A 23,273-nucleotide genomic window follows, 5' to 3' on the forward strand; every position below is an offset into this window, starting at 1 on the left:
GGACTCAGAGGGCTCAGAGGACTCAGGAGGCTCTGCGGGCTTTGCCGACATCCGCCCAAGCCTCCTCGCCGCTTTGCTTTCAAAGCAAAGTTCCCCTGCGCCGCTCACGATACCGCAGGGGCTCAGCCGCTCAGCCTGCTCGGGCGCGGCATGACCAAGGGCCGGTCAGGGTCACGGGGACGGCGGCGACGGCGACGGCGACTGATCGAGCGCCGGGAGGAGCACCCTCTCCTCGTAGGCGAAATGGTCTTCGAGGCCGCCCGTCACCTTCTCCAGTTCGTCGTGGACCGCCGCCGCGTCCGTCTCGCCGTTGCGCGCCTGCTCCAGCAACTCCTCGAACCCGGCCAGCGCCTCCTCCACCACCCGGTGCTCCGCCCGCAGCCGCTCGATGGCGGGGCCGAGCCATGGCCACTGCCTCTCGAAGGCGGAGAAGGCGCCGTCCTCCCGGATGTGGTGCAGCTGCAACCCGTAGCAGTAGGTCAGGCAGCGCCGCCGCAGTTCTTCGGTCAGACCGGCGGCAGGTGGACGCACGCCCTCCGGACCGTCCCCACCGGTGAGGGCCCCCTCGATCTCGGCGCGTACCCGGGCAAGCTCCGCCCGGAGGTCCTGGTGATGGGCGATCAGCTGCTGCCCGATCGGCCGGGTGCGCTCCGACTCCGCGGAGAGGTCCAGCGGATACAGGGCCACGACGGGGATCTCCCGGTCGGTCTGCTCCTCGTAGCGGCGGAAGGGCGGGGCGAGGGAACACTGCAGCTCCCAGTAGTGGTGGCGCTCCTCCCCCTCCAGCGGTACGGCCCGGGTGGCGAAGGGTTTCACCGCGCCGTCCTCGGTGCCGATCTCCATGGTGACCTGGGGGCTGGCCAGCAGATTGTGATACCAGTCCGGGTGCTTGTCGCTGCCCGCGTTGGATCCGAAAACGAGGTGGCGCTCACCGTCCCGGAGGTGGATCACGGGATTGGTGTGCGGCTTCCGCGACTTCCTGCCCACGGTGGTCAGCAGCACCAGGGGGGCGCCCTCGAACATGCCGCCCACCGCACCGTTGTTCTCCCGGAACTCCTTGATGACCTGCTCGTTCCAGCTCAGGCCGCGGTCCGCTCGCTGCTCGCTCATGGCGATCCTCCGTCAGGGTGTCCAGGCAGGGCAGCCTGGCAGAAACTCTTTGCTTTGAAAGCAAATGTAGTTCAACCGTAGGCACGCCCTGGCGAACCCGTCAACCACGGGATTCGCCGCCTCGCAGCCTCAGTGGTGGAAGGCGACCCGGCCCCGGGGCCCGCCCTCGGCGGTGGTGAGCGCGGACACGCTGTGCCGCAGATCCCGCAGGAAGAGCTCCATCCGGTCGTCGCTGCAGTCGTGCCTGATCAGCACGCGGTGGATCACGGTCTCCGACCGGTCGGCCGGCAGCGGATAGGCCGGGACCTGCCAGCCGCGCTGCCGCAGCTGGTCCGAGAGCTGGTACAGATCGAACGGCGAGTCGGCCGGGCGCCGGAGGGTGTACGAGATCGCGGGCAGCGCGCCCCGCCCGTCGTAGAGGAGCTGGAAACACTCCATTGCCGCCACCTCCGCGCCGACCCGTACGGCCGTTTCCAGACACCTCTGCTGGACCTGCCGGTAGCCCTCGCGGCCCAGCCGCAGCAGCAGGAAATACTGTGCGACGACCCCGTTGCCGGGGCGGGAGAAGTTCAGCGCGAAGGTGGGCATATCGCCGCCCAGATAACTGACACGGAAGACCAGCTCCTCCGGCAGCTCCCTTTCGTGCCGCCACACCGCCCAGCCGACACCGAGCGGGGCCATTCCGTACTTGTGTCCGGACGCGTTGATCGATTTCACCCGCGGAATGCGGAAGTCCCAGACCAGACCAGGCTGGACGAAGGGAGCGACGAATCCTCCGCTCGCGGCGTCGACATGCAGCGGCACATCGATTCCCGTATCGCTTTCGATCGCGTCGAGTTCGGCGGCGAGCGCCTCCACCGGTTCGTAGTCGCAGGTGTAGGTGACGCCGAGGATGGCGACGACGCCGATCGTGTTCTCGTCCACATAGCCGCGCAGTTGATGCGGGCGGATGCCGTTCACCCCCCCGCTCCAGGGGAATGCGGCGGAGTTCGACGTCGAAATACTGGCAGAATTTCTCCCAGCAGACCTGGACCGGGCCGCAGACGAGGTTCGGCCGTCCGGTCTCCTTCCCGGCGGCCTCGCGCCGCTGCCGCCAGCGCCACTTCAGGGCGAGCCCGCAGAGCATGGACGCCTCGCTCGACCCGGTCGTCGAACAGCCGGTCGCCGAGCTGCCGTCCGGGGCGTCCGGGGCGTCCGGGGCGTTCCACAGGTTGGCGAGGATGTGCACACAGCGGTTCTCGATCTCCGCCGTCAGCGGGTACTCGTCCTTGTCGATCAGGTTCTTGGCGAGGTTCTCGTCCATCAGCCGGTGCACCTGGGGCTCGCTCCAGGTGGTGCAGAACGTCGCGAGGTTCTGCGAGGCGTTGCCGTCCAACTCCAGCTCGTCGCGGAGCAGCTGGTAGACGGTGAACGGATCCGCCGGACCGTCGCCGATCCGGCGCCGCGGCAGCGGGCCGGCGCTCATGGGCCGCGCGTAGACATCGGTCGGCTCGCTACCCGTGGCGGCGGAGACGGCGTGCAGTGGCATGGTCCCTCGTCCCTTGGCGGTTCATTCTCACCCGTACGCCCGAACACCGGTACGTCTCCTCCAGCGAACGGCGACAGGACGCATCCGGCAAAGCATGGGCGGCCATTCAGGCGGCCCGCTCGGGGCCGGAAGATTCCGGGACCGCCTGACGGAGGGGCACCGAGCGGCCACAATGTGTGCATGGACGGACAGCCAAGGAACCCGGCGGACCACCTGACCGTGAACGTCGTCCAGCGGGACGATCCCGTCTCGCAGGTAACCGAAGCGGACGCCTGGGAGTCGGCACGCCGCTATCCGAACGTCGTCCTGCGCGGACCGGTCTTCGGCTTCGCCGCGCAGCACCCGTCGGACGGGAGCCGCTGGCGGCTGCTGAGCGAGATGCACGGCGGCTATCCCCAGGACGCCCGGGACGGGCTCAACTCCCATTTGTGGTTCCACGCGAAGGACGGCACGGACGACCCCGTCGTACGCCGCGAACTCCTGGCCGCAGTCGCCCTGCTGGAGACCGAACCGGTGAACGAGGTGACGGCCGACTCCGTCCGCTACCGGGTGGTGCGCGGCGACGAGTTCGCCCGGATCGGCCCCGACGGCCTGGAGCCGCCCCGCCCCACCGACCCGGAGCCGTCGGACCACTCCTGGGATCCGGGCAAGGGCTCACCCTCGCGCGTCAAGGGGTTCGTCATCGACCATGCCGAGGCCACCGGTCTGGCCGAGAGCCTGCACCGCATGTCGCTGCTCACCCTGCGCTACACCGCCGACCGCTACCCGAAGGACGTACGCGAGGACTCGGCCCGCGCGGTGCGGACCCACCCCGGCGTGGTCCTGCTCCCCACGGGCTTCACCTACGCCGAGCAGAAGGAAGCCTCCTGGGAGCCGATGGCCTCGGTCCAGCCCACCCCGCACGACGCCCGGCGGCTGATGGCGAACGCGATGGAGGAGTTCTGGCCGCAGGTCTACCACTTCACCGAGGAGCAGCGGAGCGACTACGCGCAGGCGGCACGGCAGTTCCGGGAAGCCGGACGGAGCAACACGCTGCGGGTGCGGGGCCGCCACTTCGAGATCGTCCGGGTGGAACGGATGCTGCGGATCGGACCGGACGGCCCGGAGCGGCCGCGTCCGTCCGACGTGGACGAGATCGAGCCGATGAAGATGCACCCGACCATGGACGAACACGGCAAGATCACCCACGGCGACTGACCCACGCCCCCTCCGGCGGGAGCTCCACTCACCCGAACGGCCCCGCCCGTGTGGGCCCCCGGGCCGGGCGGGCGCACGGTGTGATCTGTGCGGCCGACCAGGATCGCACCCCTGGCAGCGATGGCGATGCTGCTGGCGGTGCTGACGCGATGGGACGCCCCGGCAGAGGAACGACAGCCGGAGCCACGGCCGAACCAGGCCCGGAACCAGGCCCCCGCCGGACCGGCGGCTCCGCGCCCGGAGTTCGTACGCCGCGCCGACTGGGGGGCGGACGAGCAGCTCGTACGGGAGCACTCCGCCTACGCGGACGGCAGGGCGCGGGCCGTCTTCCTCCACCACACCAACCACCCCAACGGATACGACTGCGCCGACGTGCCGGGCATGATGCGCACGCTGCAGGCCACCCACATACGGAACATGGGCTGGGACGACATGGGCTACAACTTCGTCGTCGACCGCTGCGGCACCATCTACGAGGGGCGCGGCGGCGGCGCGGACCGCCCGGTCAAGGGGGCCCACACCAAGGGGTTCAACGCCCGGAGCGTGGGCATAGCCGCGCTCGGCAACTTCGGTGCGGGCCAGCCGGTGCCCCGGGCGATGCTCCGTTCGATAGCCGCCGTGGCCGCTTGGAAGCTGCGGCCCGGCACCGACCCGCACGGCAAGGTACGGCTGGTCTCCACGAACGGCGGCAGCCGCTATCCGAAGGGTGAAGACGTGCGGCTGGAGGTGGTCTCCGGCCACCGGGACGGCTTCGAGACCAGCTGTCCCGGCGACGCCCTCTACGCGCGCCTGCCGCAGTTGCGTGACGAGGTGGCCGCGCTCCGCACGGACGCGGCGGCGGAGCAGCAGCGGACGGCGAAGGACGGGCAGCGGGCGGACGGGCGGGCCGGGGGTGGGCAGACGAGGGGCGAGCCGCCCCGCTGAACGGGCCGTCCGCCGGGGCTACGGCACACACCGGTGGGGTACACGAAAGTCCACCCTCACCCCGGTGCGTACGGCCCTCGTGGCGGCTCCGCGCGCTCCGTAACGTCATTCCCCACGGCGCATCCAGCGCACCGAGAGGGAGTGAGCGAGATGTTCCGAGCGCACGACGCGCGTACGGGCGCGAGCGCCGAGGCGCTGCGACTGGTCTCCGTACGCAAGGTTTACGGAACAGCGGAGAACCAGGTGACCGCACTCGACGGAGTCTCCCTGAGCCTGCCCGCCGGGACGTTCACCGCGGTGATGGGGCCGTCCGGCTCCGGCAAGAGCACGCTGCTCCAGTGCGCCGCCGGGCTGGACGACCCCACCAGCGGCATCGTCGCGGTGGACGGCGCCGAGCTGTCGGGTGGCGGCGAGGCGGAGCTGACGAGGTTCCGCAGGCGGCGGATCGGCTTCGTCTTCCAGCAGTTCAACCTGCTCGACACGCTGACCGTGCTGGAGAACGTCACCCTGCCGCTGCGGCTGTCGGGCAAGCGGGTGCGGCGTGGCCGGGCCGAGGAGACGCTGGCGCGGGTCGGCCTGGGAGAGCGGCTGCGGCACCGTCCTTCGGAGCTGTCCGGGGGCCAGCAGCAGCGGGTCGCCATCGCACGCGCACTGGTCACCGAACCGAACGTGATCTTCGCGGACGAGCCGACCGGCGCGCTGGACACCGCCGGCGCCCGGAACGTGCTCGGTCTGCTCCAGGAGGCCGTGCAGGCATACGGCCAGACGGTGGTGATGGTGACGCACGATCCGGTGGCCGCGGCGTACGCCGGTTCGGTGCTCTTCCTGGCGGACGGGCGGCTGGCCGGCCGGATCGACGGACCGACTGCGGAGACGGTCGCCGCACGGATGGCGCATCTGGGCGACGAGGCCCAGCCGGGAGTGCACGCGGAGGAAGGAGTGCACGCGGAGGCTGGAGTGCGCGGCATACCGGCCGGTGTCGGAGAGTTCCCCGTGCGGCACAGTGTGCGGTGACCGGAGTAGCGGCGGGCGGCGAGAGGGCGGACGGACGATGCGCGTGGGCCTGGTACGGACGGTGGGCGTGGCGACGGCACTGTACGGGGCGGCGGTGACGGCGCGGCCCGATCTGCTGGCCAGGCCCTCCGGCCTCACGGACCCGGCCGGACGAGTGGCCCCCGCGACGGGGATCTGCCTGCGGCCGCTGGCGCTGCGGGACATGGCGAGCGGACTGGCGATGGCGACCGCGCCGGAAGGCCCAGCGCTGCGGACGGCCGTGCTGGTCCGGATCGCGGCGGACTTCGGAGACGCCGCGCTACTCGGGGCGACCCTGCCGGACCGGGACAAGCGGATCAAGGCGGCGGCTGTGTCGGTCGGCTGGGGAGCGCTGTCCGTGGCGGGGCTGCTGCTCTCCTGAGCCCGGAATCAGCACGCCGGGACGAACAGCCGGGAGGGAGCTGCACAGGGTGACGAGTTGCGCGCACAAAGTAGGACATTTAGCGTGATGAAGGCATGAGGGTAACCGGCCCGCTACGGGCCGTGCCCCGCGTCCTTCCCAGGGCCCACGTCACCGGGTCCGCTCCCCCTCCACAGGAGGCAGAAAGTGCTTGAGTCCAAATTCACCAAGGTCGCCATGTGCGCCGCCGGTGGTGCAGTGGCTGCCATGACCGCCACCGGCGCCGCGATGGCCAACGACACCACGCCGGTGCCCGCCCCGGTCCCCGCGAAGCAGTCGATCTCCGCCGAGCAGACACCGCTGGTGGCCGACGCCAGGACCTACTGGGGCAAGGTGATCGCCCGTTCGGGCCTGAAGGTCCGCTCCGGGCCGAGCCAGAGCTACCGCCAGATCGGCTTCCTGAAGTACGGCCAGACAGTCAAGATCGAGTGCAAGGTCAACGGCCAGTGGATCAACGGCAACCCGCGCTGGTACAAGCTGAAGGACGGCAGGTGGGCCTGGGCGTCCGCCCGCTACATCGCCAACATCGGTGCGGCACCGCACTGGTGCAAGTTCCGCTGACCGCGGCTCTACTGACCGCGACTCTACTGACCACAGCTCCACCGACCTCCTGACGCGCGAACGGCCCCGCGGCCGTTGCCCCCGCGCCGACGCGAGCTCAAGCCCACCGTGCCCCCAGCCGCCCGAGCGGCCTGGGGGCACGGTGCCGTCCACCTGCCGCGATCACCAGCACCCCACCCGCCCGCCGGGCGGATCCGGCCATTCCTTACTGCCGGGTCAGGAAATGCGGCGCAGGGGATTGACGCGACTGCTGACACGCAGTCTCATAACAGTCAAGCAGTTGTAACCACTGGTAACACCTGTTCGGTCACTCCCCAGTGAGGTGCGCTCAGCCATGACGACGACGATCCGGAACTCCCCGACCGCCGAGAACGAAGTCCTGCGGGACGCGCTCGGCCTGCTCAAGGACCGCGAGCAGGTCGCCGAGCGCCTCCTGGAGTCCTCCCGCAAGCACTCCTTCGACCCGGACACCGAGCTGGACTGGGAGGCTCCGCTGGAGGACGGCAAGTGGTTCTGGCCGCCGGAGCTGGTCTCCCTCTACGACACCCCGATGTGGAAGCGGATGTCCGAGGAGCAGCGCTTCGAGCTCGCCCGGCACGAGGCGGCCTCACTGGCGTCCCTGGGCATCTGGTTCGAGGTCATCCTCATGCAGCTGCTGGTCCGGCATATCTATGACAAGCCGCTGACCAGCGCGCATGTGCGGTACGCTCTCACAGAGATCGCCGACGAGTGCCGCCACTCGATGATGTTCGCGCGCATGATCACCAGGGGCGGCGCACCCGCGTACCCGGTCACGCGGCTGCATCACAACCTCGGCCGGATCCTGAAGACCTTCTCCACCACCCCGGGCTCCTTCACCAGCACCCTGCTGGGCGAGGAGATACTCGACTGGATGCAGCGGCTGACCTTTCCGGACGAGCGGGTCCAGCCCCTGGTGCGCGGCGTCACCCGCATCCATGTGATCGAGGAGGCGCGGCACGTGCGGTACGCGCGGGAGGAACTGCGCCGCCAGATGGCGACCTGCCCGCGCTGGGAGGCGGAGCTGACCAGGCTCAGCTCGGGCGAGGCGGCCCGCGTCTTCTCCATCTCCTTCGTCAACCCTCAGGTCTACGAGGCCGTGGGGCTGGACCGCCGGGAGGCCCTCGCACAGGTGAAGGAGAGCGGCCACCGCCGCGAGGTGATGCAGCAGGGAGCCAAACGGCTCACCGACTTCCTGGACGAGATCGGCATCCTGCGCGGTCCGGGCCGCAGGCTGTGGAGGAGTTCCGGCCTGCTGGCCTGACGCAGGCCGCAGGGCGTCGGGGCCCGCTCCCTGTCGCGGGGGAGGTCGTAAGCTTCCGGCATGACCGCCCCGGCGTACCGAAGGCTCAGCGTCGAGCAGCGCCGAAGGCAGCTGATCGAGGCCGCACTCCGACTCTTCGCACACAGCCTTCCGGAGCACGTGTCACTGGACGGAGTCGCCGCGCTGGCCGGGGTCTCGCGCCCGCTGGTATACCGCTACTTCCCGGGCGGCAAGCAGCAGCTGTACGAGGCGGCGCTCCGCTCCGCCGCCGACGAGCTGAAGCAGTGCTTCGCGGAAGCCGGGACCGGGCCGCTCAGTGAGCGGCTCTCACGGGCCCTGGGCCGCTATCTGCGCTTCGTCGACGAGCACGACGCCGGGTTCATGGCGCTGCTGCAGGGCGGCAGCGTGGTCGAGACCTCCCGTACGACCGCCATCGTGGACGAGGTACGGCGCACCGCGGCCGAGCAGATCCTGCTGCATCTGGGTACGGAGGCCCCCGGGCCGCGGCTGCGGGTCATGGTGCGGACCTGGATCAGCGCGGTCGAGGGCGCCTCACTGATCTGGCTGGACGAGGGGAAGCAGCCGGAGCTGGAGGAGCTGCACGGCTGGCTGCTGGACAACTTCGTCTCCTTGATGGTGGCGACGGCGGCGCGCGACCCGCAGACCGCGGAGGCGGCACAGCGCGCACTGGACAAGGAGCAGGAGGCGGGGCCGGTGGGCGATCTGGCGCGCCGGCTGGTGCCGGTCGTGTCCGATGCCGTACGTCTGACTCTCCCCCCGGCGACACCGGAGACTTAAATCTGACTTCAAGGTCACGCTAAGCTGCTCATATGTCCACTCAACTGACCTGGAACGCCAAGGAAGCCACCGTCGGCGAGCTGGCTGAGCGCGCCGGTGTCGCCACCTCCGCGCTGCGCTTCTATGAGCGGGAGGGCCTGATCCGCAGCAGGCGCACCTCCGGCAACCAGCGGCGCTACAGCCGTGACACGCTGCGGCGCGTCGCCTTCATCCGGGCGTCCCAGCGCCTGGGGATGCCACTGGCCGCCATCCGCGAGGCGCTGGCGCTGCTGCCGGACAACCGCACACCCACCCGCGAGGACTGGGCCCGGGTCTCCGAGGGCTGGCGCAGCGATCTCGACGAGCGGATCCGGCTGATGCAGCAGCTGCGCGACAACCTCACGGACTGCATCGGCTGCGGCTGCCTGTCGATCGACGTCTGCGTGCTGACCAACCCGGAGGACCAGCTGGGCCATGAGGGTCCGGGAGCCCGCCGTCTCGCACAGCCCTCGGCCTACCCCTCCTGCTCGCCCAGCTGCTCGATGGGGGAGTGACGGCGTGCGGAGCGAGGACACCGCCTTCAGCGGCGGCCCGCTGGACGGCCGGGTACTGCCGGTGCTGCTGGGCGCGACGGGACGGCCGCCCAAGACGTACGAGGTGCCGGTGCCGGGCCCGGAGGGCGGCCGGAGCGTGGTCCATGTGTATCGGCTGGAGCCCGCGGCGCTGACCAAGCGGCTGCGGCTGCCGCGCGGGTGGCGGTATGTGTACGACCCGGAGGGACGTCCGGACGGAGGGCCCAAGTGGCCCTGGAGCCGCCCTGGTTCGGGTGGTGTGAAGAATCCGGATGGCTCTGGTCCGGACCATTGACAACACTGGTCTAGTCCTGTTTGCTCCCAGACCAGGGACGCCGCCCGGGATGCCTCCCAGATCGTCATGACTTCCGGGCGGCGGACCAATCAGCCTGACAGCTCGCCGCACAAGCGTCCGCAGGTCCCGTACCGCATTCGATTCGGGAGCGACCCCATGCGCCAGCGACTCCGCCGTACCGTCCCCCACCCCCCATCCCCCCACAGAGCCCGCCGGGCCTTCCCCCGGCGCCTGCTCACCGCCGCCCTCACCGGCCTGCTCGCCGCAGGCATGCTCGTGACCAGCGCCCACGCCGGCCCGCAGGCCGAGGGCGCCGAGCGCACCGGCACCGCCGCACTTCCCGAGCACGCCCTGGTGGGCTATCTGCACACCAGCTTCGCCAACGGCTCCGGCTACACGCCGCTTTCCGAGGTGCCCGACAGCTGGGACATCATCCAGCTCGCGTTCGGTGAACCCACCTCCACCACCTCCGGTGACATCCGCTTCGAACTCTGCCCGCAGAGCGAGTGCCCCGGCGTGGAAACGGAGGAGGAGTTCAAGGCCGCGGTGGCGGAGAAACAGGCCGCGGGCAAGAAGGTCCAGCTCTCCATCGGCGGCCAGAACGGCCAGGTCCAACTGGCCACCACCGCCGCGCGGGACAAGTTCGTGCAGTCCGTCAGCGCGATCATCGACCGCTACGGACTCGACGGGCTGGACATCGACTTCGAGGGCCACTCACTCTCGCTGAACACCGGTGACACGGATTTCAGGAACCCGACGACTCCGGTCATCGTCAACCTGATCGACGCGCTCAAGACCCTCAAGGCCCGGTACGGCACCGACTTCGGGCTGACCATGGCACCGGAGACCTTCTTCGTACAGCTCGGCTACCAGTTCTACGGCTCCGGCAAGTGGGGCGGACAGGACCCGCGCGCGGGCTCCTATCTGCCCGTCATCCACGCGATGCGGGACGACCTCACCATGCTGCACGTGCAGGACTACAACTCCGGCCCGATCATGGGCCTCGACAACCAGTACCACCACATGGGCGGCTCCGACTTCCACATCGCGATGACCGACATGCTGCTCACCGGATTCCCGGTCGCGGGTGACCCGGACAAGGTGTTCCCGCCGCTGAAGCCCTCCCAGGTCGCCATCGGCATGCCCGCCTCCCCCTACGCGGGCAACGGACACACCCCGCCCGCCGAAGTGACGAAGGCGCTCGACTGCCTGCACAAGGGCACCAGCTGCGGCTCGTACCAACCGCACGGCAGCTGGCCCCAAATGCGCGGCCTGATGACCTGGTCCATCAACTGGGACAGGTACAGCGGCTACGGGTTCATGAGGAACTTCGACAGCTACTACGGCTCCTGACGGAGCGGCACCGCCGTCCTCCTGGCCCGGCCCCCCTCCCAGCACGCCTCCGTTCCGCCCCAGTCGGTACGGTCACCTCAGAAACGGTGACGGCGAAACCGTCACGGCAGGACGGTGACCGTGCGGCAGGCGCGTACGGCGGGGATCGGGGGGTCCGATGGAGACACTGCGCCCGGAGGACCCGGCACGACTGGGCCCCTACCGGCTGGTCGGCCTCCTCGGCAGCGGCGGCATGGGCCAGGTGTATCTGGGGCGGGACGACCGTACGGGCCGCGCCGCCGCCGTCAAGGTGCTGCGCGCGGAACTCGCGGACGACACCGGGATGGCACAACGGTTCCTGCGCGAGGCGGAGTCGGCGGCGTCCGTGCGCAGCGCAGGCGTGGCCCGGGTGCTGGGGTCGGGCACCGAGGCCGGACGGCAGTGGATCGCCACCGAGTTCCTCGCCGGACCCACCCTCGACCGGGCGGTGGAACGCTACGGGCCGCTCGGCGCCACCCCCGTACGGGCCCTGACCGCCGCCCTCGCCCGCACGCTGCGCGACATCCACGCGGCCGGTCTGGTGCACCGGGACCTCAAACCGGCGAACATCGTGCTCACCTCCCAGGGCCCACGCGTCATCGACTTCGGCATCGCCCGCCCCGAGCACGGGCTCACCCTCACCGCCACCGGCCAGACCCCCGCCACCCCCGGCTACGCACCGCCCGAGCAGGTGCTGGGGCGGCGCACCGGCCCGGCGGGCGACATGTTCTCGCTGGGCGCCGTGCTCGCCTTCGCGTCCAGCGGGCAGCGGGCGTACGACGGCGGGCATGTGGCCGCCGTGCAGTACCAGGTGGTGCACGGTGAACCGGAACTCGGCGCGGTGCCGCTCGAGTTCCGTGAGCTGGCGCGCTCGTGCCTGGCGGGAGACCCCGCCGAGCGGCCCGGACCGGCGCAGGTGGCGCGGACGCTGGCGGCACCGCGCCGCGACCGGCGCGTATGGGGCACCGGACCGCTGGCGGAGGACATCGCGGAGCGGGAGCACACGGCGGCCCGACGGCTGGCCGCCGCACCGCCGTCGGTGGAGCCGCACTCGGCCGGGCCGGTGCCGGAGGGCCCCACCCGGCGCCGTGTCGCCGCCGCCCTGGCGGGGGGCGGGACGCTGGTCGCGGCGGGCGGCGGCGGGCTCGCCTGGTGGCTGCTGCGCGGGCGCGGGACGGAGGGCGGCGACGGTGGCGACGGCGACGCGCCGTCCGGACAGCGCCCCTGGGACGCCGAGCCCTTGGCCGACTACACCGAGGGCACCGCGCCCCAGCCGCTGTGGGGTCCGCTGGACGTGGCGGCGGCCGGGGCCCCCGCCCCGCTGCCCGTACGCGACATGGTCGTGGTCGCCGCTGCCGGAGGCGGCCTGGCGGCGTACGGCGTGCGCGACGGGAAGCGGCGCTGGCGCCGCTCGGACGCGGACCCGGCAACCCGCGTGCTCGCCCCCGCGCAAGGGCTGGTACTCACCGCCGACGGCGAGGGAGCGCTGGTGGCACTGGGCACCCGGGACGGCACGCCGGAGTGGACGGCCGCACGAGCCGACGCCGCGGTGCTGCTGGCGGCGGACCGTACCGCCGTCTACCTCCTCACCCGGCAGGGCGAACTGCGGGCGGTCGGGCTGAAGTCGCGGCGCGCGCTGTGGACCGTACGGACCCCGGTGCGCGCCTCCCCCGAGAACCCCGCGGCAGCGGCGGTGGCGGAAGGACGGCTGGTGCTCTGCGGCTCCGACGGCAAGGTCGCCGCACTGGACACCGCGGACGGCCGACGCGCCTGGGGACCACGGGAGGGCGGTCCGGACGTCCTCGCACCGGCACTCGCCGACGGCACCGCGTTCCTGGGCGGGAGGGAACTGACCGCGATCGGCCTCACGGACGGCCGCGAGAAGTGGTCGCAGGCCGCCGCGAGCGAGAAGGGCTGGGGCGCCCCGTCGCTGTCACCGGCATCCGGCGGCGGAAGTGACGGCAGCAGTGCGGGCGGCAGTGCGGACGGCAGTGACGGCACCGGCGGTGACGGACGGACGCTGTACGCGGTGGACGGCACCGAGTTGTACGCACGCGCCGCCTCCGACGGCGGCGACGTCTGGACGCTCTCCCTCAACTTCGAGGACCTGCCCCGCGACGCCCCGGTGGTACAGGGCAACAGCGCCTGGGCCGTGGCGGACACCTCCGGAGATGCCGGAGTGGCCGCCGCGGACACCCGGATCGGCAAGACCGCCTGGGTGTACACCCAGCAGGGCGACGGCCGCGCCCGGATGGCCGGTGCGGGCAACCGGATCTTCCTGACCCAGGCAGGACAGCTGACGGCGATGCCGGTGTGCTGACGCCTGCCCCAGCGGGTCATCCAGCGTGTGTGCGAGCCGGGCGCTGCGGGCCCGAGTACACCCGCAGCCGTTATGGTGCTCCTCGCACACGGCGATCGGGGGAGTTGGACAACCGTGGCTGAACAACAAGACGACTCGTTCCGTGCACACCTGCGCGGACAGCCCCTGGACGCGGCGGATCCCCGCACCCTGGGCGGCTTCCGGCTGCTGGAGAGCACAGAGGAAGCGGAGGGCACGCAGGGCACGGGCAGCGCGGGTGAGGGGCGCGAAGACGGCCTCCGGCGCTATCTTGCCCGCTCCCCGCGCGACGCGCGCACCGTGTCCCTGACCGCCGTACGCCCCGGCATGGCCGGTGACCCCGCGCTGCGCGAACGGCTGCGCCGGGAGGCGGAGGCGACGGCGGCGGCCGCCGGCCCCTGGGTGGTGCCGCTGATCGACGCGGACCCGGACGCGGCCGTGCCGTGGCTGGCCTACGCCTATGTGCCGACACTCCCGCTGACCGGACTCGTACGGGACCACGGGCCACTGCCCGAAGCCGCCGTACGCGCGCTGGGCACGGCGCTCGCGGACGCGCTGGGCACGCTCCACGAGGCCGGATGGGCACACGGCGGCCTCGGCCCCGAGGCGGTGGCGCTGGCGGCCGACGGGCCCCGGCTCGGCGGACTGGGCACCGCACGGCCCGCCACCCCGGAGACGACCGAGGCGGATGTGCACGCGCTGGGTGCGGTGCTCGCCCACGCGGCGACGGGCCGGGACGGTACGGCCCTTGAGGGGGCACCGGCGGCGCTTCCGCCACCGCTGGACGAAGCGCTGCGCTCGGCGCTCGGCGAGGGCACGACCGGCGGACGGTTCGCGCGGGGTGCGCGGGGCACGCGGGGCACGCGGAAGGGGCAGTCCCGGCTGTCGAAGCTGCGCTCCGCGCTGCGCGCGCCGCTGGCGGCGGACGGGCCCGTCGTACCGCTGCCCGCAGGGGTGGTGGCCACGCTCGCGGCCCGCGCGTCCGAGGTGCTGGCGCTGGAGTCCCCGGACGGGGTGCCCGCCGGGGAGGACCGGAGCACCCGGATGCTGCGCGTGCCGGGCCCTCGTACGGACGGCGCGGCACCGGCGGGCGACCACCCGACGTTGACGCTCCAGGCCCGCCCCGGCACCCAGCCGCAGGAGCAGGCGGATGAGCGGGCGGAGCCCGACCAGGACACCGAGGCGGAGGCCGTCCCGGCGTCCGAGGGCGACGGCACGGGCACCCTCCCCATCGTCTCCAGGTCAGGTTCGGGATCAGGACCGGCCGCCTTTGGACCCGCCCGCTCCCGGCGCTCGCTGCTGCGCTCCGGCGCGGCCGGGGCCGCCGGTGTGCTGGTGGGGGCCGGAGCGCTGGCGGGCTGGGTGACCGGGCGCGGCGGCGGCCTGGACGCCCTCACCAGCCCCGGCAGTTCCCCGTCCGGCACCTCCGGCGCCTCCGCACGGAAGCCGCCACGCGGCACCGCGCCCCGAGCCCTGTGGCGCTACGACCTTCCGGGCGGCATCTCGGTCAAGAACGAGCCGCTGGTCTGGCGGGACGAGATCGCGATCATGATCGGTACGGACGGCTCCGTCGGTATCGACATGAGCACCGGCAAGACCGTCTGGTCCCGCAACGACCTGTCCAGCGTCCACGCTTCGCGGTTCATCAGCTCCGAACTGGCGGTAGTTGTCGACAAGGGCAAGCTGGTGGCCTTCTCGGCCCGTACGGGGCAGCGGCGCTGGGACACGGACGTCTACCGGGCGGGCACGGCCGACTACAGCGGGCGCAGCGCCGACGAACTGCTCCATGCCACCGCCGACGGCCGGGTCGCCTTCCTCACCGCCTTGAACGTCGCCGCCGACGACGACGACGCCCGCAAGGTGCTTACCGCCTACGACCTCCGTGAGCGCCGGGAACGCTGGTACGTGCCCTTCCCGGACGCTCCCCTCGGCAGCTCGACGAGTCTGCGGGAGACCGGCTCGTCCCTCGTCCTCGTGCGGTCGGCGGAGGACCATCCCCGACTGGCCTCCTACCGTCTCTCCGACGGCAGGCGCCGGTGGCAGCGCACGCTGGAGGACCTGGAGGCCGATGCCCCGCTGGCCCTCTCCCCGTCCGCCGCCACCCTCTACGCGGCCCAGAGCGACGAACTGCGCGCGCTGACCGCCGAGTCGGGCAAGAAGAGCTGGGCCAGGCCGCTGGTCAGCGACGGCGAGAGCAGACTCGGCCCGATCGCCCACCGTCCCGCTCCCCCAAGTGGCAAGAAGGGCAAGGGCGGTGCGGACGGCAGGAAGCGGCAGAGCCGCCTCTATGTGGCCGACAGCGGTCGCACCGTCTTCGCCGTCGACCCGGACGACGGCCGGGAAGTGTGGCGCAGGGCGGTGGATGCCGACTCCGTCTGGGGGGACCAACCCGTGCTGGAGACCAGTGCGTCGGGCAGGACCCTGCTCGCGGCGTCGAGTTCGGGCGTGGTGGCGATGGACGCCCGCACCGGAAGCCTGCTCTGGCGGTTCCGGCAGACCGAGGGCGATTCCCTGCAGAAATACCGGGTGTACCCGGCGGGCGACCGGATCCTCGTGACGCACAGCGCCTCGGCCTTCGCCTTCCCCGTCGACTGAGAGGAGATCCGCGGCATGCACACCACCGCACGCCCCAAGCCGCTGCTCCCGCACGACCCGGAGAGCCTCGGCCACTGGCGGCTGCTCGGCCGGCTCGGCGCGGGCGGCATGGGCACCGTCTACCTGGCCCGCTCCCCCGGCGGCCGTACGGTCGCGCTCAAGGTCGTGCACCCGGCCCTCGCGCGGGAGGCCGAGTTCCGCGCCCGCTTCCGCGAGGAGGTACGCACCACCCGGGCGCTCCTGAACCAAGCCGCCCCCGGCGCCAGGCACTTCGCAGCCGTCGTCGACGCCGACACCGAGGGGCCGCGCCCCTGGCTGGCCACCGAATACCTGCTGGCCCCGACCCTCCAGGACGCGGTGGAGGCGTACGGCGCCTGGTCGCCCGCAGCCGTACGTGCGCTGGGCGGCGGACTGGCCGGGGCGCTTGCCGCCGTGCACCGGGGCCAGCTGGTCCACCGCGACCTCAAACCGTCGAACGTACTGGTGACCGCCGACGGCCCACGGGTGATCGACTTCGGGATCGCACTGTCCGAGGGAGGCCGGCGGCTGACCCGTACCGGCTATGTGCTGGGCTCCGCCGCCTACATGGCGCCCGAGCAGGCGGACGGCCGCGCGTCGACGCCGTACTCCGACGTGTTCGCGCTCGCCGGGGTCATCGTCTTCGCCGCGACCGGTCGCGGCCCGTTCGGGCACGGCACCTCCGAGGAACTGCTCTACCGGGTGGTCCACGGGCAGCCGGAGCTCGCGGAGCTGGCGGCGGCAGATCCGGACGGCTCGCTGCACCGGCTGCTGGCACGCGCCCTGGCGAAGGACCCGACCGAGCGGCCCAGCGCCGCCGAACTCACCCGGCTGCTGTGCCCGGAGGACGTGGACGCGCCGCCCTTCTCCGCGCTGCTCCCGGCGCCGGTCCTCGCCGACATCGCCGCCCGTACGACCCTGCGCTGGGACGTCCCGGACAGCCACCAGGTCCCGGAAGCCGCGCCCGCGGACGCGCCGCGGCCCACAGGGGCCGACGCGGGGCAGCGCACCGCGAGCGGGAGTGGCGGCACCGGCGCCGGCGCCCGGCCGGGCCGCCGCGCGCTGCTTCTCGGCGCGGCCGGGACGCTCGCGCTCGCCGCGGCGGCGGGCACGGCAGCGTACGCCGCAGGCCGGGCCGCCCGGCCCGGAGCACCGGCCTCGGCGGGCCCGAGCGCGGACGGCTCGCCGTCACCGTCCCAGGGTGCGGGAGGGCGCCGGGCCAAGGGCACCGCCCCTCGCCCGCTGTGGGAGTACCGCGGCGGGCTGCTCTCGCTCGGCCGGCCCGAGCTGGCGGGGGACGTGCTGGCGGCGCGTACGGAGACGGCCGGCGAGATGTACGGCATCGACGTCGCGAGCGGCAGCGTGCGCTGGTCCGCGCAGGGCGTGGCCGGAAATCATCCGGTCGCCACCCCGGACGGTGCGACCGTCGTGCTGTCGGCTCTGTACTCCCAGGACGAGGACCGCCTCGCCTTCGTCGCCACCGCCGACGGACGCACCTGGTACTCCGACCCGCTCGGCGTCCGCTTCGACCGGCTCGCGGGCTCCCCGGCCGTCGCCTTCCACGGCCGTACGCTCTTCGCCGTCGGGCAGCGCACGCCCCGGAGCGGCCTGCCCGGCGGCGGCGACGGCACGACCGAAGGTCCGCTGGACCGGTATCTGTTCGCGTACGACATCGACCGCGCCCGGATGCTGTGGCAGCGCGCCATCGCGCCCGGCGCGGCCGGTTCCACCAGCGGAGTCGTGTCCGGTCGGCGGCTGCTGCTCTGCGAGGCGGACACGCTGCGGGCGTACGACCTCAAGGACGGCTCCCGGCTCTGGGAGACGGAACTGCTCGCGGTGCGCGAGGACGACGACTCGCTGAACCGCGCCGTGGTGTCCGCAGGCAAGCACGGGGTGCTGGTCTCGGGCCGGGAGCTGCTGCTGGTCGACCCCGCCGACGGCCGGGCGAGGTGGCGCCTCGGCGAGAAAAGCGTGCGGCCCGGCAAGGACGACCCCGAGGACCGGCACCAGGGCGACGCCGTGTTCGGCGCCCCGGCGGTTTCCGGCGGCAGCGTGTACGCGACGACACCCGGGCAGTCCGTGACGGCGTTCGATCTCGCCACCGGACGGCGACGGTGGCGCTGGCGCTCGGACGGGCAACTCGGACAGCCACCGGCCCCGGTGACGGTCGCGGACGGCCTGGTCTTCCCGCCGCTTCCGGGCGGCAGGATCGTACTGGCCGCACTCGACGCCCGCACCGGTAAGGGGACCTGGCGGATCAGGGAGAACGAGTACAGCGGATCGGACACCCACCTCGCCGCCGACGGAAAACGGCTGTACGCGGCCCGCGGCCCCCATGTCCTCGCGCTGCCCCTGGGCCGCTAGGGCGTGTTTCGAAAGTAGCGCCGGTAAGGCCCGCGGCGTCTGGTGCGTGCGCTCGCAAGGCGGAGGATCGCCCTCGTAATGGGTTACTCGGGCGACTCCGACAAACGCAGCGAGCGTGCGTGCCAGACGCCGCGGGCCAGGCGGGACTTTCGAAACACGCCCTAGGGCAGTCCGGGGATGCCGAGCGGGCCGGTCGGGTGACGGCGCTCCCCCAACGAGTGACCGGGTTGGGCGGACTCGCCCAGTCCAGCGCGCGGGGCGGCCCGCGAGGTGCTCACGATCACCGGGATACCCCTTCCCGGAGGTGAGTCAGCTGAAGTCCGTACGGTCCGCAACCGCGTTGACGGTGGCCACGGCAACGGCGGTCGTCCTGGCCGCGCAGCCCGCGCTGCCCGCACAACCCTCGCTGCCCGCGCTGCCCGCAGAGCCCGTACTCCGACTGGAACCCGCCGAGCCTGCTGAACAGGCCGAACCCGCCGCCCGAGCCGCCCTCGCCGACCGGCCGGTCAGCGAGCTGCTGACCGAACTGGACACCCTCTACCAGCGGACCGAGGCAGCCGCCGAGGCGTACAAGAGCGCCGGGCAGAAGCTGGCGACCCAGCGGACCAAGGCCGAGAAGCTCGGCCGCCAACTGTCACGCACCCGCAGCTCGGTGGACGAGGGCCGTGACGAGGCGGGCCGCCTCGCCCGCAGCCAGTACCGCAGCGGCGCGCTGGTGCTTCCGGCGGACGCACAGCTGATGCTGGCCGACGACCCGGCGCGCGCGCTGGCCAACGCCCACGCGCTGGAGCGCGCCGTCAGCCGCCAGGCCCGCACCGTGAAGCGGCTCACCAGTGCCGAGCGCCGCGAACAGGCGCTGGCCGCCCGCGCACAGCGCGCGTTCGACCGGCAGCGGCGGCTCGCGGACGGACGGAAGGCACACCGCGACCGGGCACGCGCCAGGCTGCGCCAGGTGGAGAAGCTGCTGACCTCACTCCCCCCGAGCAAACTCGCACAGTTGCGCGAGCTGGAGGACACCCGGACGGCACGCTCCCAGGACGCGTTCCTGGCCGAAGGGACACTCGGCGGTGCGGCGGGCGCCGCGCGGACGCCGACCCGGCAGGGCGCACGCGCGCTCTCCTACGCGCTCGCCCAGCAGGGCAAGCCGTACGCGTGGGGCGCGGAGGGCCCCGGATCGTTCGACTGCTCGGGTCTGACCGCGCGCGCCTGGGAGCAGGCCGGGCACTCCATCCCGCGCACCAGCCAGCAGCAGTGGCGGCAGCTGGAACAGGTGCCCCTGCATGAGCTGCGCCCCGGTGACCTGGTCGTCTACTTCACCCGCGCCACCCACGTCGGCCTGTACGCGGGACGCGGCATGATCGTGCACGCGCCACGGCCCGGCGCGCAGGTCAAGGTGTCGCCGATCGCCGCGAATCCGGTGCTCGGCGCGGTGCGGCCGGACCCGGAGTCCCGGCCGCTGCCCTTCTACGACCCGCCCCCGCTGCCGACCGGCGACGAACGGGGCGGCCAGGGAAACCAGGGAGGTCAGGGCGCCGGCGACGACGCGGGCTACGACGCCGCCGCGCCGTCCGGCTGAGCGCGCACCGATCCGCTACCCGTCCACCGCCGACCGGCGCAGCTCGGAACGGATCTCCGGCGAGAGGACGTGCCCGGCACGGCCCACGAACCGGGCCATCTGATAGGCGATCACGCTCATGTCGCAGTCCGGCATGGCGTGGACGCCCAGCAGTGAGCCGTCACTGATCGCCATCACGAAGAGGCTGCCCTCCTCCATGGCGACCATCGTCTGCTTCACCTCGCCGGCCTCCATCAGACTGGCGGCACCCGCCGTCAGCGAGGCGAGCCCGGAGACGATGGTGGCGAGGTCGGCGCTGGAGCCACGAGGGCCCTGGCCGTGGTCCTGGCCGGGCTCCTGGCCGGGCTCCCCGTCCTGGTCCTGGCCGGGCTCCGCCTCCGGGCCGGACTGCGGATCCGACTGCGGATCGGAGGAGATCAGCAGCACACCGTCCGACGACACGACGGCCACGGAGCGGACTCCGGGTGCCTCCTCGACAAGGTCCGCCAGCAGCCAGCGCAGGCTGCGCACCTCACCGCTGTCCGTCGCGTCCCGTGCTGTGGGAGCGTTCACGGGCGTGCCTCCTCGTCCTCAGCGTCCTGAGTGTCCTGGGCGTCTTGAGTGTCCTGAGCGTTCTCTGCGTTCGCCTCGTGGCCTACGAGGGCGGTCTCCTCCGCCGCGTCCCGGTGTCCGTCCCGTGATCCGCGCTGGAACCCGCCCAGCTGTCTGCGCAGCGCCTCCGCGTCCACCCCGCCCTTGCGGGGCGGTGGTGTGGGGCCGGGCGCGGCCGTACCCGGCACGCGCACCGGCAGCCCCGTCCCGGTCCGCTCCTGCCCGGGGGCGGGGGCGGCAGTCCCGGCCTCGCCCGCAGGCTCGGGCGCGGACACCTCGGGCTCGGGCGCGGACACCTCCGCCTCGGCCGTGCGTGTCTCCGCACCCGGCGCCGTATGCCCCGCCCGCTCGTGCTGGTCCCGCTCGTGCTGATCCGGGTCGTACGAGCCCGGCAGGTACTCGTCCGGCAGATACGCGTCCGGCAAGTGCTCGTCCGGGTCCGGCGTCGGGACCGGGCTGCCGAGCACCGCTCCCGGAGGCGCCGCTTCGCCACGGGACGCCGGCCTCCGCGGCCCCGGTACGGCCGCCGTGTCCCGGTCGGCGGGCCGCCGCCGTACGGGCAGCGCGCCCGGCACGGCCTCCCGCAGCGACGCGGACGCGTCCGGTGCCGTCCCGTGTCCGGCGTCGCTCGCGGGCTCGGGCTCCACGTGCTCCGGCACGGCGTGCCCGGTCAGCAGGGCGCGGGGCAGGGTCACCGCCGCCGCGATGCCGCCCCGGGCCTGCTCTCGCAGCTGCACCCGCACCCGGTGGCGGGCCGCCAGCCGGGCGACGAGTTCGAGCCCCAGCCCCATTCCGGGGCTGCCACCTGGTTCCCTGGACTCCAGGGCGTCCAGCTGCGCGTTGAGCTCGGCCAGCCGCTCCCCCGTCATGCCGCTTCCGCCGTCCTCGACGGAGAGCGTGATCTCACCGCTGCGCAGCGTCCGCCCGCTCACCCGCACTTCGGAGTCCGGGACGGAGAACGCGGTGGCGTTGTCCAGCAGTTCGGCGACGAGGTGGGTGATGTCGTCCGCGGCGATGCCGGACACCTGCGCGCCGGGCGGCAGCGAGTCCAGCCGGACGCGCTCGTACTGCTCTATCTCGCTCACCGCGGCTCGCAGCACGTCCAGCAGCGGCACCGGACCGGCCCCCAGAGCCGTGGAGTTGGGGGCACCGGCGAACAGCAGCAGGCCCTCGCCGTGACGGCGTATCCGGGTGGCCAGGTGGTCGAGGGCGAACAGCTTGCCGAGCCGGTCCGGATCGGCTTCGTCCGCCTCCAGCGACTCGACGACGCGGAGCTGCCGTTCGACGAGTCCGAGCGTGCGCCGGCCCAGCTCCTCGATGGCGCCGCCCGGCACGCGGGACGCCTCTTCGAGCCGCCTGGCGAGGATCTCGCACTCGGCCTGGAGACGCTCGTGCTCGGCGGTCAGCTCGGCCTTGGCACCGGCCAGTTCGATGCTGTCGGTCTCAGCCCCGACCGCGCGCTCCTGGAGGTCGGCGACGCTCTCACGCAGCTGGTTCAGTGCGCGTACGGCGTCGGCGAACTCGTCGTTCCGGCCGCCGCGCAGCTCCACCGGCTCGCCTCCGGCCGGTTCTCCGGCCAGCCGCTCCGCACCGCGCCGCAGTACGGCCAGCGGGCGGGCCACCGAGCGCGCCGTCTGCACGCTGATTCCCACCGCCACCAGCAGACAGGCGGCCACCAGCGCGAACCGGATTTCGAGCGCCGTCACTTCCTCGTCCCGGAGCTGCTCCAGACGGCTCAGCTCGTCGGCGGCGAGGGAGGAGTGGACGCTGCGCATCGCGGCGAGGCGGGCGGAGAGAGCGGAGCGCACCCTGTCGGCGTTCACCGTGCGGTCGGCGGGCGTGAGCGCGGGGCCGTCGGTGAGCCGGGCCAGATAGCGCTGTGCGGTGGTGATCTCGGCGCCGGTCAGCGTCTCCTCGTAGGTCTCGCGGGCCGGTTCACCGGCGAGCTGGTCGAAGTCCGCGAGCGCGGCCTCGGAGCGCAGGTGCGAGTGCTGTGCCGCGGTGGTCAGTTGCCGCTGGGAGCCGCCGGCCGCCAGCGCGCCGCGCAGCAGGCCGCGGGTGGCCGACGCCTGCTCGACGGCCCGGCCGAGGTCGGGCAGCGCCTCGGCCGTCGCGGCGGCGGCGCCGGAGTCCGAGCGGGCCGCGGCGCGCGAGATCTCCTGGAGCCCGCGCACCGCCTCGGTGTAGTTCTCGTACGTGTCGTGGGCGCCTCCGGCCTTGGCGCTCTTCGCGCTGGCAAGGGCCCGCTGCCGTGTCTCCGGCACCGCCCCGAGCTTCCGGCGCACCCCGGCCGGTACGGCGTCGGAACCGAGCACGTCGCCGATCTGCCGGTCGACCCGGGCCCGCCGCGAGGTGCTCACGCCCTTCTCGCCACCGCCACCCCGCGCGGCCGCATACGCGACCATGTCGTCCCGCTCATCGGCGAGGGAATGCGCCAGGGCGAGGGCACGCTGGTTCAGCGCGGCGCGGTCGACGCGGTCCTGGGAGTCGGAGAGCTCTCCCCAGGCGGCGAAGACGCCCGGCGCCCCCGCGCCGACGACGGCCAGCGCGCACAGTGTGACGGAGACGAGCAGCCGGTTGCGTACACGCGCCCGCCGTGGCGTAGGGGTCAGCGGGGCGGCTGCCGTGCCGCCAGGTTTCCGAAGTCGCTTCGTCCGCACTCGCTTCGTCCGCACCCGTGCTCGCAATCTCGTCCCGCCCGGCCGGGGTCGGGCCCCGGAG

18 protein-coding genes and 1 pseudogene are annotated in these 23,273 nt (G+C 72.9%); 14 read left to right on the forward strand and 5 right to left on the reverse strand.

From position 1 onward, the window contains the following. Positions 1–171: 171 nt before the first annotated feature. The 3 genes and pseudogenes from LHJ74_RS18115 to LHJ74_RS34460 form a co-directional block, all read right to left on the reverse strand. A complete protein-coding gene (locus tag LHJ74_RS18115) occupies positions 172–1,110 on the reverse strand; it encodes a nitroreductase/quinone reductase family protein (RefSeq protein ID WP_260219115.1) in 939 nt (312 codons plus the stop codon). 129 nt (positions 1,111–1,239) lie between these two features. Beyond that, the gene (locus LHJ74_RS34455; RefSeq protein ID WP_260219116.1) at positions 1,240–2,070 is read right to left on the reverse strand and encodes a pyridoxal-dependent decarboxylase; all 831 of its coding nucleotides are present in this window, start codon (positions 2,068–2,070) and stop codon (positions 1,240–1,242) included. A 61-nt stretch (positions 2,071–2,131) separates the two neighbouring features. Beyond that, positions 2,132–2,638, reverse strand: a pseudogene (locus LHJ74_RS34460) (pyridoxal-dependent decarboxylase); the annotation flags it as partial. Between the two features lie 180 nt (positions 2,639–2,818). Between LHJ74_RS34460 and LHJ74_RS18130 the strand changes: the two are divergent. From LHJ74_RS18130 to LHJ74_RS18195, 14 genes are all read left to right on the forward strand, one after another. Then, positions 2,819–3,835: a DUF5954 family protein gene (locus tag LHJ74_RS18130; RefSeq protein WP_260219117.1), complete on the forward strand. Its 1,017-nt coding sequence runs from the start codon at positions 2,819–2,821 to the stop codon at positions 3,833–3,835. A gap of 120 nt (positions 3,836–3,955) precedes the next feature. After that, positions 3,956–4,759 carry a peptidoglycan recognition protein family protein gene (locus tag LHJ74_RS18135; protein ID WP_375546782.1) on the forward strand — a complete coding sequence of 268 codons (804 nt, stop codon included), beginning with the start codon at positions 3,956–3,958 and terminating at the stop codon, positions 4,757–4,759. Positions 4,760–4,909: 150 nt separating this feature from the next. Further along, entirely contained in the window at positions 4,910–5,773 is an 864-nt protein-coding gene (locus tag LHJ74_RS18140; RefSeq protein ID WP_260219120.1) for an ABC transporter ATP-binding protein, read from the forward strand. A 37-nt stretch (positions 5,774–5,810) separates the two neighbouring features. Beyond that, complete coding sequence (locus tag LHJ74_RS18145; RefSeq protein WP_260219121.1) at positions 5,811–6,173, forward strand: hypothetical protein; 363 nt, start codon at positions 5,811–5,813, stop codon at positions 6,171–6,173. 186 nt (positions 6,174–6,359) lie between these two features. Continuing rightward, complete coding sequence (locus tag LHJ74_RS18150; RefSeq protein WP_260219122.1) at positions 6,360–6,773, forward strand: SH3 domain-containing protein; 414 nt, start codon at positions 6,360–6,362, stop codon at positions 6,771–6,773. A gap of 334 nt (positions 6,774–7,107) precedes the next feature. Then, positions 7,108–8,055, forward strand: a complete 948-nt coding sequence (locus LHJ74_RS18155; protein ID WP_260219123.1) for an AurF N-oxygenase family protein — start codon at positions 7,108–7,110, stop codon at positions 8,053–8,055. A 60-nt stretch (positions 8,056–8,115) separates the two neighbouring features. Next, the gene (locus LHJ74_RS18160) at positions 8,116–8,853 is read left to right on the forward strand and encodes a TetR/AcrR family transcriptional regulator (RefSeq protein ID WP_260219124.1); all 738 of its coding nucleotides are present in this window, start codon (positions 8,116–8,118) and stop codon (positions 8,851–8,853) included. Positions 8,854–8,885: 32 nt separating this feature from the next. Next, positions 8,886–9,386, forward strand: a complete 501-nt coding sequence (gene soxR / locus LHJ74_RS18165; RefSeq protein ID WP_260219125.1) for a redox-sensitive transcriptional activator SoxR — start codon at positions 8,886–8,888, stop codon at positions 9,384–9,386. A 4-nt stretch (positions 9,387–9,390) separates the two neighbouring features. Then, positions 9,391–9,699, forward strand: coding sequence for a DUF8847 domain-containing protein (locus LHJ74_RS18170; protein WP_260219126.1), 309 nt, complete (start codon positions 9,391–9,393; stop codon positions 9,697–9,699). A gap of 156 nt (positions 9,700–9,855) precedes the next feature. Continuing rightward, the gene (locus LHJ74_RS18175; protein ID WP_311203321.1) at positions 9,856–11,052 is read left to right on the forward strand and encodes a chitinase; all 1,197 of its coding nucleotides are present in this window, start codon (positions 9,856–9,858) and stop codon (positions 11,050–11,052) included. A gap of 157 nt (positions 11,053–11,209) precedes the next feature. Continuing rightward, a complete protein-coding gene (locus LHJ74_RS18180; RefSeq protein ID WP_260219127.1) occupies positions 11,210–13,390 on the forward strand; it encodes a serine/threonine-protein kinase in 2,181 nt (726 codons plus the stop codon). Positions 13,391–13,504: 114 nt separating this feature from the next. Next, positions 13,505–16,003 carry an outer membrane protein assembly factor BamB family protein gene (locus LHJ74_RS18185; protein WP_260219128.1) on the forward strand — a complete coding sequence of 833 codons (2,499 nt, stop codon included), beginning with the start codon at positions 13,505–13,507 and terminating at the stop codon, positions 16,001–16,003. A gap of 15 nt (positions 16,004–16,018) precedes the next feature. Then, positions 16,019–18,385 carry a serine/threonine-protein kinase gene (locus LHJ74_RS18190; RefSeq protein ID WP_260219129.1) on the forward strand — a complete coding sequence of 789 codons (2,367 nt, stop codon included), beginning with the start codon at positions 16,019–16,021 and terminating at the stop codon, positions 18,383–18,385. A gap of 304 nt (positions 18,386–18,689) precedes the next feature. Further along, positions 18,690–19,961: a C40 family peptidase gene (locus LHJ74_RS18195; RefSeq protein WP_260219130.1), complete on the forward strand. Its 1,272-nt coding sequence runs from the start codon at positions 18,690–18,692 to the stop codon at positions 19,959–19,961. A gap of 15 nt (positions 19,962–19,976) precedes the next feature. On the opposite strand, the gene LHJ74_RS18200 is transcribed toward LHJ74_RS18195, so the two are convergent. Both LHJ74_RS18200 and LHJ74_RS18205 read right to left on the reverse strand, forming a co-directional pair. Further along, on the reverse strand, positions 19,977–20,513 hold the full coding sequence (locus LHJ74_RS18200) for a roadblock/LC7 domain-containing protein (protein WP_260219131.1): 537 nt from the start codon (positions 20,511–20,513) through the stop codon (positions 19,977–19,979). Continuing rightward, entirely contained in the window at positions 20,510–23,212 is a 2,703-nt protein-coding gene (locus LHJ74_RS18205) for a nitrate- and nitrite sensing domain-containing protein (protein WP_260219132.1), read from the reverse strand. Before LHJ74_RS18205 ends, LHJ74_RS18200 begins: the two co-directional genes overlap by 4 nt. Positions 23,213–23,273 lie beyond the last annotated feature (61 nt).

Origin of the sequence: Streptomyces gossypii (genome assembly GCF_025165795.1) — a bacterium.
Classification (GTDB): domain Bacteria; phylum Actinomycetota; class Actinomycetes; order Streptomycetales; family Streptomycetaceae; genus Streptomyces; species Streptomyces gossypii.

Bases quoted from the DNA above. Each gene is read 5' to 3' on its own strand.
- LHJ74_RS18130 (WP_260219117.1), top strand. From the start codon at position 2,819: ATGGACGGACAGCCAAGGAACCCGGCGGACCACCTGACCGTGAACGTC.
- LHJ74_RS18155 (WP_260219123.1), top strand. From the start codon at position 7,108: ATGACGACGACGATCCGGAACTCCCCGACCGCCGAGAACGAAGTCCTG.
- LHJ74_RS18135 (WP_375546782.1), top strand. From the start codon at position 3,956: ATGGCGATGCTGCTGGCGGTGCTGACGCGATGGGACGCCCCGGCAGAG.
- LHJ74_RS18160 (WP_260219124.1), top strand. From the start codon at position 8,116: ATGACCGCCCCGGCGTACCGAAGGCTCAGCGTCGAGCAGCGCCGAAGG.
- LHJ74_RS18145 (WP_260219121.1), top strand. From the start codon at position 5,811: ATGCGCGTGGGCCTGGTACGGACGGTGGGCGTGGCGACGGCACTGTAC.
- LHJ74_RS18180 (WP_260219127.1), top strand. From the start codon at position 11,210: ATGGAGACACTGCGCCCGGAGGACCCGGCACGACTGGGCCCCTACCGG.
- LHJ74_RS18175 (WP_311203321.1), top strand. From the start codon at position 9,856: ATGCGCCAGCGACTCCGCCGTACCGTCCCCCACCCCCCATCCCCCCAC.
- LHJ74_RS18140 (WP_260219120.1), top strand. From the start codon at position 4,910: ATGTTCCGAGCGCACGACGCGCGTACGGGCGCGAGCGCCGAGGCGCTG.
- LHJ74_RS18190 (WP_260219129.1), top strand. From the start codon at position 16,019: ATGCACACCACCGCACGCCCCAAGCCGCTGCTCCCGCACGACCCGGAG.
- soxR (WP_260219125.1), top strand. From the start codon at position 8,886: ATGTCCACTCAACTGACCTGGAACGCCAAGGAAGCCACCGTCGGCGAG.
- LHJ74_RS18115 (WP_260219115.1), bottom strand. From the start codon at position 1,110: ATGAGCGAGCAGCGAGCGGACCGCGGCCTGAGCTGGAACGAGCAGGTC.